Consider the following 12,212-nt stretch of genomic DNA (forward strand, 5'->3'; position numbering starts at 1 on the left):
CGCGCTTTTCTCGGACAGGAACAGGAAGCGGTCTTCCGTCACCTCGACGTCGAGCGGCGCGCCGCGTTCCTTCCAGTCGGGGAACAGTTCGGTGATCGCGCGCGGGTCCATCACCGCACCCGACAGGATGTGCGCGCCGATCTCGGAACCTTTCTCGAGCACGCACACGCCGATTTCGGTGCCTTTCTCGGCGGCCAGCTGCTTGAGCCGGATCGCCGCCGACAGCCCGGCGGGGCCGCCGCCGACGATCACGACGTCGTATTCCATCGATTCGCGCGGGCCATATTGCTCGATGAGGCTTGCGGGGGTCATTGGCGTTCCTCTAACCGTTAGAATGCTTTTATTCGGGAGCGTATTGTCTGCGAAACGAAACGCTTGCCGCAACAGCATGCGGCTAGATTAGCACGATCGTTCTATTTTTGTGCTAGGGTAATGCCGCTCGGGCCGTGCTGCCCGTAGCGGCGAAACGACATCGAAAGGGGATGTGCAAATGGGTCGTTCGATCAATCTGGAAGGCAAGGTTGCGCTGGTCACGGGGGCGTCGAGCGGCCTGGGGCAGCGTTTTGCGCAGGTGCTGTCGCAGGCCGGTGCAAAGGTCGTGCTCGCGAGTCGTCGCGTCGAGCGCCTGAAGGAGTTGCGTGCCGAGATCGAGGCGGCGGGCGGCGCCGCGCACGTCGTGTCGCTCGACGTCACCGACGTCCAGAGCATCAAGGCGGCGGTCGCGCATGCGGAAACGGAGGCCGGCACGATCGACATCCTGGTGAACAATTCGGGCGTCTCGACGATGCAGAAGCTCGTCGACGTGACGCCGGCCGATTTCGAGTTCGTGTTCGATACCAACACGCGCGGCGCGTTTTTCGTCGCGCAGGAAGTCGCGAAGCGGATGATCATGCGCGCGAACGGCAGCGGCAACGGCAAGCCGCCGTGCCGGATCATCAATATCGCGTCGGTGGCCGGCCTGCGCGTGTTCCCGCAGATCGGGCTGTACGCGATGAGCAAGGCCGCGGTCGTGCAGATGACGCGCGCGATGGCGCTCGAGTGGGGGCGCCACGGGATCAACGTCAACGCGATCTGTCCGGGTTATATCGATACTGAAATCAATCATTACCTGTGGGAAACCGAGCAGGGCCAGAAGCTGCAGTCGATGCTGCCGCGCCGGCGCGTCGGCAAGCCGCAGGATCTCGACGGGCTGTTGTTGCTGCTCGCGGCCGACGAGTCGCAGTTCATCAATGGCTCGATTATCTCCGCCGACGACGGCTTCGGCCTCGCCTGAGCGGATGACATTCAGCAACACAGAAGACTGTAATGAGCGCAACAAGCGATTACTCCCCCGTATTTGAGATGTCGATGCCGATCCGCTGGGGCGACATGGACGCGTTCGGCCATGTGAACAACACGGTCTATTTCCGCTACATGGAGCAGGCGCGGATCTCGTGGTTCGAGGAGCTCGGCATTGCCGGCGGCAATGGCGAGGGGCAGGGGCCCGTCATCGTCACGGCGTCGATGGAATTCCTCAAGCAACTGCACTATCCGGGCGACGTGATCGCGAAGATGTCGGCCGCGAAACCCGGCCGGAGCAGCTTCGACACCGGTTTCGAGCTTACGCGCGCGGACGATCCGCAGCACGTCTATGCGCGCGGCAAGGCGCGCTGCGTGTGGGTCGACTACGCGCTCGGCAAGTCGGTACCGCTGCCCCAGTTGCTGCGCGACACGATCGAGCGCGCGCTCGCGACGAAGGTCGGCTGAGCGCCGGCACGGCGAGGCCAGCGCCCGGGCGCCGGCGGCACGCCATGCCTGCCTGTTTCACGAATCGGCCGCCATGCGCGGCCGATTGTCATACGGGAGCCGCCATTCACTGCCCGAGCAGGCGCTGCAGCAGCTCCGGCGTATTGTTGGTGCCGTACTTGCGCATCAGCCGCGCGCGGTAGATGTCGACCGTGCGCGAGCTGATGTCGAGCACGCGCCCGATCTGCTTGCTGGTCTTGCCGGTCGCGAGCTGGGCCGCGATCTCGCGCTCGCGCGGGGTCAGTTCGACGGCGACCCGGCGCGTCGCGCTCAAATCCTCGAAGGTCCAGACGCCTGCCGCGAGCGGTGCGGTGCGGTCGAGCGCGCGGCCGGTGACGTGGCACCAGAACAGCTCGCCGTCCGCGCGTTTCATGATTCTGTCGTCCGAGTAGATGCCGTTCGCGGCCATCATGCGCGCGATACGTTCGCCGATTCGCTGGAATTCGTCCGTCGACGGGTAGAGCACCTCGTACGATTTCCCGATCAGGTCAGCCCGCACGCAGCGGAAGATCGACGCGAGCGCGTCGTTGCAATCCTCGATCACGCGGTCGCGCGACAGGACGAGGCCGAGCGGCGCGAGATGGAAGGCGGTCTGGTAATCGAGAGCGGGCATGGCGCAGGCAAGCGGAGGCAAACGCTTATGTATTTTTGCGTATTGTGCCGCATCCGCGCCGCATCGTACCCTTTCAGGCATCTCGTGGCGGTTTGCCGCGGTATAAAAACAGCGCGCCTCGACGCAGGCATCGCCGTGCATGCATAGAATGATGCGGCGGGCTTGCGGGCCACGTGGCGCGTGAACCGGTTTCGCTGGTTTCCATAGAGGAAGGGACAACAGATGAACAAAGTCTATCCAAGCGCGGCTGCCGCGCTGGAAGGGATCGTCCGTGACGGACAGACCTTCGCGGTGGGCGGCTTCGGCCTGTGCGGGATTCCGGAGGCGCTGATCGCGGCGTTGCGCGATTCGGCCGTCAAGGGCATCACCTGCATCAGCAACAACGCGGGCGTCGACGGTTTCGGCCTCGGCCTGTTGCTGGAAACGCGCCAGATCAAGAAGATGATCTCGTCGTACGTCGGCGAGAACAAGGAGTTCGAGCGCCAGTACCTGGCCGGCGAACTCGAACTCGAATTCACGCCGCAAGGCACGCTCGCCGAAAAGCTGCGCGCGGGCGGCGCGGGCATCCCGGCGTTCTTCACGAACACGGGCTACGGCACCGTGATCGCGGAAGGCAAGGAAACGCGCCAGTTCGGCGATCGCCACTACGTGCTCGAGCCGTCGCTGACGGCCGATGTCGCGCTCGTGAAGGCCTGGAAGGCCGACAAGTCGGGCAACCTGATCTATCGCCGCACCGCGCGCAACTTCAACCCGATGTGCGCGATGGCCGGCAAGATCACCGTCGCGGAGGTCGAGGAAATCGTCGAGAACGGCGAGCTCGATCCGGATCACATCCACACGCCGGGGATTTTCGTGCAGCGCATCGTGCTGAACGCGACGCCCGAAAAACGCATCGAACAACGCGTCGTACGCGCGAAAGGAGACTGACATGGCCTGGAATCGTGACCAGATGGCCGCGCGCGCGGCGAAGGAACTGCAGGACGGCTTCTACGTGAACCTCGGCATCGGCCTGCCGACGCTCGTCGCGAACCACGTGCCGGATGGTGTCGAGGTGTGGCTGCAGTCGGAGAACGGCCTGCTCGGCATCGGCCCGTCGCCGACCGAAGACGAAGTCGACGCCGATCTCATCAACGCCGGCAAGCAAACCGTCACGACGCTGCCGGGCTCGTCGATCTTCTCGTCGGCCGATTCGTTCGCGATGATCCGCGGCGGCCACATCAACCTCGCGATCCTCGGCGCGATGCAGGTCAGCAAGCAGGGTGACCTCGCGAACTGGATGATCCCCGGCAAGATGATCAAGGGGATGGGCGGCGCGATGGATCTCGTCGCCGGCGTGAAGCGTGTCGTCGTGCTGATGGAGCATGTCGCGAAGGGCGATCAGCACAAGATCCTCGAGGAATGCAACCTGCCGTTGACGGGTGTCGGTGTGGTCGACCTGATCATCACCGATCTCGGCGTGATCGAAGTGACGCCGTCCGGCCTGAAGGTCCTCGAGCTTGCCGATGGCGTGAGCGCCGACGAGATCCAGGCAAAGACGGGTGCGCCGCTCGACGTCAGCGCGGTCGCCTGAGTTTTCTTCATGTCGATTCGCCCCGCATGCCGTCAGGCATGCGGGGCGTTTATGTTTGTGGCATGCGCGCCCGGCCGCGTCAGACGGCGGTCTGCAACGATTCCAAGCGTTGTTCGCCGGTGGGCGTGCCGTCGTCGGGCGAACCCAGCTGCAGTGCATGAAACAGGAAGCGTTGCAGCGTGACTGCCGCCGACGTGTGATCGCCGAGGTCCGCGCGGCTGAACAGCCCGAAATCCGCGGCGGGTGGCGCGGGCAACCCGGCTGCCAGCGGATCGAGTGCGCGCATCGTGTCGCGACGCACGTTCCAGTCGAGCAGTACCGCGACGCCGAGGCCTGCCTCGACCGCCGACTGGATCGCGGACAGGCTCGTGCTGGTGCAGATGACGCGCCACGCACGGCCGGCGTCGCGCAACATCGCGAATAGCTTTTCCTGCCACGGGCAGGTGCCGCCGAACGCAACGATCGGTACCGGTTCGTTGCGAGGGAGCCGGTTGGTGGTGGCTGCGGCGGCCCAGTGCAGCGGATGCTGCCATGTCGCGAGCGGCTCTGCCCGGATCAGCGCGGGGTCGCCGATCACGAAATCCAGTGCGTGGCTCGAGAGTCGCTGCGACAGGACGGGGCTCGTGTCGACGACGATCTCGAGCGCGACGTTCGGAAATGACGCTGCGAACTGTCGCAACGCGTGCGGCAGACGGCCGACGGCGATGTCCTCGAGGACACCGAGCCGTACAGTGCCCGAGATGTCGCCTGCGGCGAGCGCGGCGCGTGCGGCGAGCCCGACGCCGAGCAGCTGATGTGCATAGGGCAGCAGCACGTTGCCCGCGGCCGTCGGCGTGACGCCGCGCGGCGAGCGTTCGAGCAGGCGCTGGCCGACTTCATCCTCGAGCCGTCGCAGCGCCATGCTGACGGCGGCCTGCGTGCGATGCAGCGCTGTTGCCGCCGTGCTGACGCTGCCGGTTTCGACCACGGTGACGAACGTGCGCAGCAGGGTGCTGTCGAGATCGCGGGTCATCAATATTCCTGATGCGAGCATAAGAATTATCAGCTTATATCAAGCATGCGGCCGCGGTTAGCATCGGCGTGTCACTGAACCGGAGCGGTTGCATGAGCGAGGAATCGAGTACGGTACGACCGGATGTCGCGCAGCGCGCGGCGTCACCTTTCACGAATGCGGTGGCGCCGCTGCTGGCCGTCGCGTCGATGTGCAGCGTGCAGCTCGGCGCGGCGCTGTCGAGGCCGGCGACGATCGAGTACGGCACCGTCAGCACGACCTGGCTGCGGCTCTGTTTCGCCGCGCTCGCGCTGGCCGTTGTCGTCCGGCCGCCGCTGCACACCTATTCCCGGCAGCGCTGGATCGCGGCCATCGCGCTCGGCACGGCGATGGCCGCGATGACGCTGTGCTTCTTCGAAGCCGTGCGTCGCGTGCCGCTCGGGCTCGCGGTGGCGATCAACTTTCTCGGGCCGCTGGCGGTCGCCACGATCGGCGTGCGCAAGCCGGCGATGCTGGCATGGCCGGCACTTGCGCTGGCTGGCGTGCTGCTGCTGGCGCGGCAGGACGGCATGTGGGTGACGGCGCCGGCCGCGCTGGTCTTCCCGGTCGGCTCTGCGCTTGGCTGGGCCGCCTATATCGTGTTGATGAAGCGTGTCGGCACGCTGTTCGACGGACTGCAAGGGCTGTCCGCGTCGCTGTTCGTGGCCGCGCTCGTCACGACGCCGTTCGGGCTGGCGCAAAGCGGCGGCCACTTGCCGGCCGGCCAACTGATCGATGCCGCGTATCTGGCGGTGCTCGTCCCGCTGTTTCCGTACGTGCTCGAACTGATTGCGTTGCGACGGATGAGCGCATCGGCATTCGGCATCCTGATGAGCGCCGAGCCCGCGATCGCTGCGGGGATCGGTTATGTCGTGCTGGCGCAGCCGATGAGCACGCTGCAGGTCGCCGGCACGCTGTGCGTGGTCGGTGCGAGCATCGGCGCGGTCATGCAGAAATAGCCGCGCTTTCCCGGTCATGACGAGCCGGTGCGCGATGGTGCGTTTGCGGCGCCGTCGCCGCGGCCGCAGGGGAGGCTGGATCGGTAGCCTGCTGAACACGGAACACCGCGCCCGATTCCGCACGGCCGCGTGATATTCGTTGGCGCTCGCACGAGCCGCAAGCCCGCAAGGGTGGTCAGGCGACTCGTGATCCGGAACGGGTTTACAATCGATCGCATCCCCCGGCTGCCCTGGCGGGCCGGGCCCACATGCCATCGCGCCGCACCGTTCGGCAGGACGCCTCCGATGCCCACTTCCCCAGTGAACTCCCCGATTCCCCGTCAGCGGCGCGTGCAGTGTGCGAGCGCGGCCGGCCTTCACCACGTCGCCTATACCGAGTGGGGCGATCCCGCGAACCCGCGCGTGCTGGTTTGCGTGCACGGCCTGACCCGTTCCGGGCGCGATTTCGACCGGCTCGCCACGGCGCTGTCCGATACGTATCGCGTCGTCTGCCCCGACATCGTCGGGCGCGGCCAATCGGACTGGCTGGCCGATCCGCGGCTCTACGCGATTCCGCAATACGTGGCCGACATGGTGACGCTGATCGCGCGACTCGACGTCGAATCGGTCGACTGGTTCGGCACGTCGATGGGCGGCCTGATCGGCCTGGCGTTCGCGGGGCTGCCCGGTTCGCCGCTGCGCCGGATGATCGTCAACGACGTCGGCCCGCGCATCGAACCCGATTCGCTGACGCGCATCGGCGAATATCTCGGCGTGCAGCCGCGCTTTGCGACCGAGCAGGAGGGCATCGACTATCTGACGTCGCTGTCGCTGCCGTTCGGTGCGCTGAGCGCCGACGAGTGGCGCGAGATCAACGGGCCGCTGTTGCGCGAACTGCCCGAAGGTGGCTGGACGGTCCGCTACGATCCGCGCATCGCCGAGCCGTTCAAGGCAACCACGCCCGAGTTGGCCGCACTCGGCGAGGCCGCGCTGTGGCACGCCATCGAGACGACGGATGCATCGCTGCTCGTCGTGCGGGGCGAGACGTCCGACCTGCTGTCGCGCGAGACGGTGGCCGACATGGTGCGTCGTGGCCGGCACGTCACGCACGCCGAGATTCCAGGGGCGGGCCATGCGCCGGCGTTCATCGACGCAGGCCAGATTGCGCTCGCGCGGCGGTTTTTCGTCGAAGGCGGCGCATAAACACGTCATAATATGCGGTTCGACGGCACGCGGGCCGTGCCGTCACCCGAATCTCCATCCACTCACGACCGGAACATTCCATGGCAGTCATTCGTCACCACGTCGGGGCCCGACTCTCCGAAACCGCGATCCACAACGGTACCGTGTATCTGGCCGGCCAGATCGCCGAAGACACCACGCAGGACATCAAGGGCCAGACGCGCGAAGTGCTCGGCCACATCGACCGCCTGCTCGCCGAAGCGAACAGCGACAAGGCGCATCTGCTGTCGGTGCAGATCTACATTTCCGATCTGGCGAATTTCGACGGCATGAATGCGGAGTGGGATGCATGGGTCGCGCAGGGCAACACGCCGCCGCGCGCCACCGTCGAGGCGAAGCTCGCGGATCCGGCGCTGCTCGTCGAGATCGTGGTGGTCGCCGCACAGCGGAGCTGAACCGGACGCAACCCGACGATGATCGCATTCCGCCAGGCCAAGCAATGACCGAGTCCGTTTCCGCTTCCCCCGTCGCGGCACCGTCGTTCGACGACGTGCTCGCGTTCGTGCGCGAACGGGCCGGCGACGCGCGCCTGTCGTCGGGCGAACTGCTCGCCGATCACTCGGCGGGCACGGCGTCGATCATGCGCACGCTGAACGTCGATCCGCCCGCGATGCAGGCGGCCGCACTGTTCGTGCTGACGCCGCACCTGAGCGACCCCGAGCGCGAACTCACCGAGCGTTTCGGCGACGAAGTGGCGCGGCTCGTGTCCGACGTGCGCAAGCTGTTGCGGCTCGGTACCGTCAGCCTGCGTGCCGCGCAGAACGCGGTGCCCGATGCGGGGCGCGACACGGCGGAAGAGCGGCGTACGCAGATCGAGGCGCTGCGCAAGATGCTGCTCGCGTTCGCGCAAGACATCCGCGTGGTGTTGATCCGGCTCGCGTCGCGCCTGCAGTCGCTGCGCTACTACGCTGCCGCGAAGATCGACCCGCCGCCCGACGTCGCACGCGAGACGCTCGAGATCTATGCGCCGCTCGCGAACCGTCTCGGTATCTGGCAACTGAAGTGGGAGCTCGAGGATCTCGCGTTCCGCTTCGAGGATCCCGTCACCTACAAGCGGATCGCGAAGCTGCTCGACGAGAAGCGCATCGAGCGCGAAGCGTACGTCACGCAGGCGATCGACCGGTTGCAGCAGGAGCTGGCGGACGCGCACATCCAGGCCGATGTGAGCGGCCGGCCGAAGCATATCTACAGCATCTGGCGCAAGATGCGCGGCAAGGAGCTCGATTTCTCCGAGCTGTACGACGTGCGCGCGTTTCGCGTGATCGTGCCGGACATCAAGGATTGCTACGCGGTGCTCGGCATCGTGCATCACCTGTGGCAGCCGGTGCCGAAGGAATTCGACGACTACATCTCGCGGCCGAAGCCGAACGGCTACAAGTCGCTGCATACGGTCGTGATCGGCGATGACGGCCGCGCGTTCGAGGTGCAGATCCGCACGCAGGAGATGCATCGTTTCGCCGAGTACGGCGTCGCCGCGCACTGGCGCTACAAGGAGGCCGGTGCGCGCGGCTACGGCGGCCAGTTCTCGGCGAGCGACAAATACGACGAGAAGATCGCATGGCTGCGGCAACTGCTCGCGTGGAAGGATGACGTCGAGGACGGCGCGGAAAAGTCGGGCGACAAGGCGTGGGCCCAATTGCGCGAGACGTCGCTCGACGACGACCACATCTACGTGCTGACGCCGCAGGCGCGTGTGATCGCGTTGCCGCAGGGCGCGACGCCGGTCGATTTCGCGTACCACCTGCACAGCGAGCTTGGCCATCGCTGCCGTGGCGCACGCGTCGACGGCGCGATGGTGCCGCTCAACACGCCGCTCGCAAACGGCCAGACGGTCGAGATCGTCGCGGTGAAGGAGGGCGGGCCGTCGCGTGACTGGCTGAACCTGCAGCTCGGTTATATGAAGAGCCCGCGTGCGCGTCAGAAGGTGCGTGCATGGTTCAACTCGATCGAGCAGGAGGAAAACATCTCGCACGGCCGCGCGCTCGTCGAAAAGACGCTGCAGCGCGAGGGCAAGACATCGGTCAACCTGGACAATCTCGCCGCGAAGCTCGGCTTCAAGTCGCCCGAGGAGCTATTCTCGGTCGTCGGCAAGGAAGAGTTCAGCCTGCGCAATGTCGAGCACGCGCTGTCCGATGCGCCGCCGCCGGAGCCGGCGCCCGAAGCGCCCGCCGATTTCGAGAAGCGCAGCAGCGGCGCGAGCGTGGCGCACGGCGCGTCGACCGGCGTGCTGGTCGTGGGCGTCGACGCGCTGCTGACCCAGCTCGCGCGCTGCTGCCGTCCGGCACCGCCTGATCCGATCAGCGGTTTCGTCACGCGCGGCAAGGGGATGTCGATCCACCGCACCGATTGCCCGACGTTCCGCCGGATGGTCGAGCGCGCGCCGGAGCGCGTGCTGCAGACGACCTGGTCGGCCGACGTACTCGGCGGGCGCGGTGCGTCCGTCTATCCGGTCGACCTGATGATCGAGGCAAGCGATCGGCAAGGGTTGCTGCGCGATATCTCCGAAGTGTTCGCGCGCGAGAAGATGAACGTGGTGGGTGTGAAGACGCAGAGTCGCCGCAATGCGGCATTCATGCAGTTCACGGTCGAGGTGTCCAACTCGGCGCAGGTGCAGCGCGCGTGCACGCTGCTCGGCGAGGTGCAAGGTGTCGTGAGGGCGGGGCGGAAGGCATGATATGGGGTTGGAGCCCCGTTATTTTGCTGCGACCGCATAAAAACACTTGCCAAGCCGGTAACGGCTCCATATAATCTTAGCTTCTTTAGGCTCGTAGCTCAGCTGGTTAGAGCACCACCTTGACATGGTGGGGGTCGTTGGTTCGAGTCCAATCGAGCCTACCAACGAATTGAGAATGTCCGGTCTCCGGGTGTTCGATGCAGTAAATAACTCAACGCGAACAAGGCGAATACGGTTATGACACCGCGAACGTTGACCGAAACCTTTTCGGAGCGACGCTAGTCGAGGAACCCTTTCGCCCTTTCAGTCTGAGTGAAGTATCGAATGCGGCCCCTCGAAAGCGGGGCCGCATTTTTTTTGTCGCGAAATTTTCCCGCGCGATTTTCATGTCGCGTACCTGGTCTGCCGCCCACTGTCGGCATCACGGAGATTGCTATGGTTTCGATACGCTTGCCTGACGGCTCAGTTCGACAATACGAGCATCCGGTGACAGTTGCCGAGGTTGCAGCCTCGATCGGTCCCGGCCTTGCGAAGGCTGCGCTTGGTGGCAAGCTCGATGGCGAGCTCGTCGATACGTCGGCCGTGATCGACCGCGACGCGTCGCTCGCGATCGTGACCGACAAGGATGCCGACGGCCTCGACATCATTCGCCACTCGACGGCGCACTTGCTCGCATACGCGGTGAAGGAGCTGTATCCGGACGCGCAGGTGACGATCGGCCCGGTGATCGACAACGGCTTCTATTACGACTTCTCGTACAACCGTCCGTTTACGCCTGAAGATCTGGAGAAGATCGAAAAGCGCATGCAGGAGCTCGCGAAGAAGGACGAGCCCGTGACGCGCCGTGTCGTGTCGCGCGACGAAGCGGCGGGCTACTTCCGCAGCATCGGCGAGAAGTACAAGGCCGAGATCATCGAATCGATTCCGCAAAGCGACGAAATCAAGCTGTATTCGCACGGCGGCTTTACCGATCTGTGCCGCGGCCCGCACGTGCCTTCGACGGGCAAGTTGAAGGTCTTCAAGCTGATGAAGGTCGCGGGCGCGTACTGGCGCGGCGATTCGAAGAATGAGCAGCTGCAGCGCATCTACGGCACGGCCTGGACGAAGAAGGAAGACCAGGACCAGTACCTGCACATGCTCGAGGAAGCGGAAAAGCGCGACCACCGCAAGCTCGGCAAGCAGCTCGACCTGTTCCACATGCAGGAAGAGTCGCCGGGCATGGTGTTCTGGCATCCGAAGGGCTGGGCGCTGTGGCAGCAGGTCGAGCAATACATGCGCCGCCGGGTGAACGAAGCCGGCTACCTCGAGATCAAGACGCCGATGATCATGGACCGCTCGCTGTGGGAGGCGTCGGGCCATTGGCAGAACTACCGCGAGAACATGTTCACGACGGAGTCGGAGAAGCGCGACTACGCGATCAAGCCGATGAACTGCCCGGGTCACGTCCAGGTGTTCAAGCACGGTTTGCGCTCGTATCGCGACCTGCCGCTGCGCTACGCGGAATTCGGTTCGTGCCACCGCAACGAGGCGTCGGGCGCGCTGCACGGCCTGATGCGCGTGCGCGGCTTCGTGCAGGACGATGCGCACATCTTCTGTACGGAAGACCAGTTCATCTCGGAATCGATCGCGTTCAATACGCTGGCGATGAGCGTGTACAAGGACTTCGGTTTCGATCACATCGACATCAAGCTGTCGCTGCGCCCGGATCAGCGTGCGGGCACGGACGAGACGTGGGATCGTGCCGAGCAGGGCCTGCGCGACGCACTGACCGCCTGCGGTCTGACGTGGGAAGAATTGCCGGGTGAAGGCGCGTTCTACGGTCCGAAGATCGAGTACCACATCAAGGATGCGCTCGGCCGTTCGTGGCAGTGCGGTACGCTGCAGCTCGACATGGTGCTGCCGGAACGCCTCGGCGCCGAGTATGTTGCCGACGACAGCAGCCGTCGCCGGCCGGTGATGTTGCACCGTGCGATCGTCGGTTCGATGGAGCGTTTCCTCGGCATTTTGATCGAGCACCATGCTGGTGCAATGCCTGCCTGGCTCGCGCCGTTCCAGGCAGTTGTGCTCAATATTGCCGAAAGTCAGGCCGAATATGCGCAATCTCTGGCCCAATCGTTGCAAAAACAAGGGGTTAGAGTGACGGCCGATTTGCGCAATGAGAAGATTAGCTATAAAATACGCGAGCACACGCTGGAAAAGGTGCCTTATCTCCTCGTCGTGGGTGATAAGGAGCGTGATGCGCAAACGGTAGCCGTGCGTGCCCGTGGCGGCGTCGATCTTGGCGTGATGCCGGTCGAAGCCTTCGTTGAGCGTCTGCAGGAAGACCTGCGCTCGTTCAAGTAACCGCCCTGGCAGCGCGG

The 12,212-nt window shown here is 65.0% G+C and carries 12 protein-coding genes and 1 tRNA gene; 10 read left to right on the forward strand and 3 right to left on the reverse strand.

The window, feature by feature from the left end; translation table 11 throughout:
- Positions 1–312: NAD(P)/FAD-dependent oxidoreductase (locus ABY44_RS29730; RefSeq protein WP_175752668.1), on the reverse strand; the 312-nt coding region annotated here is incomplete at its 3' end.
- A gap of 178 nt (positions 313–490) precedes the next feature.
- On the opposite strand from ABY44_RS29730, the gene ABY44_RS29735 reads away from it, so the two are divergent.
- The gene (locus ABY44_RS29735; RefSeq protein WP_011351770.1) at positions 491–1,273 is read left to right on the forward strand and encodes an SDR family oxidoreductase; all 783 of its coding nucleotides are present in this window, start codon (positions 491–493) and stop codon (positions 1,271–1,273) included.
- A gap of 32 nt (positions 1,274–1,305) precedes the next feature.
- Complete coding sequence (locus ABY44_RS29740) at positions 1,306–1,746, forward strand: acyl-CoA thioesterase (RefSeq protein ID WP_027787712.1); 441 nt, start codon at positions 1,306–1,308, stop codon at positions 1,744–1,746.
- Positions 1,747–1,852: 106 nt separating this feature from the next.
- On the opposite strand, the gene ABY44_RS29745 is transcribed toward ABY44_RS29740, so the two are convergent.
- Positions 1,853–2,398, reverse strand: a complete 546-nt coding sequence (locus ABY44_RS29745; protein ID WP_027787711.1) for a LuxR C-terminal-related transcriptional regulator — start codon at positions 2,396–2,398, stop codon at positions 1,853–1,855.
- Between the two features lie 222 nt (positions 2,399–2,620).
- On the opposite strand from ABY44_RS29745, the gene ABY44_RS29750 reads away from it, so the two are divergent.
- Positions 2,621–3,325, forward strand: coding sequence for a CoA transferase subunit A (locus ABY44_RS29750; protein WP_021162428.1), 705 nt, complete (start codon positions 2,621–2,623; stop codon positions 3,323–3,325).
- Position 3,326: 1 nt separating this feature from the next.
- Complete coding sequence (locus ABY44_RS29755) at positions 3,327–3,968, forward strand: CoA transferase subunit B (protein WP_027787710.1); 642 nt, start codon at positions 3,327–3,329, stop codon at positions 3,966–3,968.
- Positions 3,969–4,047: 79 nt separating this feature from the next.
- Here ABY44_RS29755 and ABY44_RS29760 read toward each other — a convergent pair whose 3' ends face one another.
- The gene (locus ABY44_RS29760; protein WP_059700042.1) at positions 4,048–4,980 is read right to left on the reverse strand and encodes a LysR family transcriptional regulator; all 933 of its coding nucleotides are present in this window, start codon (positions 4,978–4,980) and stop codon (positions 4,048–4,050) included.
- A 92-nt stretch (positions 4,981–5,072) separates the two neighbouring features.
- On the opposite strand from ABY44_RS29760, the gene ABY44_RS29765 reads away from it, so the two are divergent.
- From ABY44_RS29765 to thrS, 6 genes are all read left to right on the forward strand, one after another.
- Positions 5,073–5,957, forward strand: a complete 885-nt coding sequence (locus tag ABY44_RS29765) for an EamA family transporter (protein WP_059700044.1) — start codon at positions 5,073–5,075, stop codon at positions 5,955–5,957.
- A gap of 285 nt (positions 5,958–6,242) precedes the next feature.
- A complete protein-coding gene (locus ABY44_RS29770) occupies positions 6,243–7,139 on the forward strand; it encodes an alpha/beta fold hydrolase (RefSeq protein WP_060171787.1) in 897 nt (298 codons plus the stop codon).
- A gap of 80 nt (positions 7,140–7,219) precedes the next feature.
- Positions 7,220–7,573 (forward strand): RidA family protein, encoded by a 354-nt coding sequence (locus ABY44_RS29775; RefSeq protein WP_021162422.1) that lies wholly within the window; start codon positions 7,220–7,222, stop codon positions 7,571–7,573.
- Positions 7,574–7,617: 44 nt separating this feature from the next.
- On the forward strand, positions 7,618–9,852 hold the full coding sequence (locus ABY44_RS29780; RefSeq protein WP_060084775.1) for a RelA/SpoT family protein: 2,235 nt from the start codon (positions 7,618–7,620) through the stop codon (positions 9,850–9,852).
- 87 nt (positions 9,853–9,939) lie between these two features.
- Positions 9,940–10,016: transfer RNA gene (locus ABY44_RS29785), tRNA-Val, on the forward strand.
- A 271-nt stretch (positions 10,017–10,287) separates the two neighbouring features.
- The gene (gene thrS / locus ABY44_RS29790; protein WP_027787704.1) at positions 10,288–12,195 is read left to right on the forward strand and encodes a threonine--tRNA ligase; all 1,908 of its coding nucleotides are present in this window, start codon (positions 10,288–10,290) and stop codon (positions 12,193–12,195) included.
- Positions 12,196–12,212 lie beyond the last annotated feature (17 nt).

This window comes from Burkholderia sp. ZZQ-2, from assembly GCF_050768715.1.
GTDB classification, from domain to species: domain Bacteria; phylum Pseudomonadota; class Gammaproteobacteria; order Burkholderiales; family Burkholderiaceae; genus Burkholderia; species Burkholderia cepacia.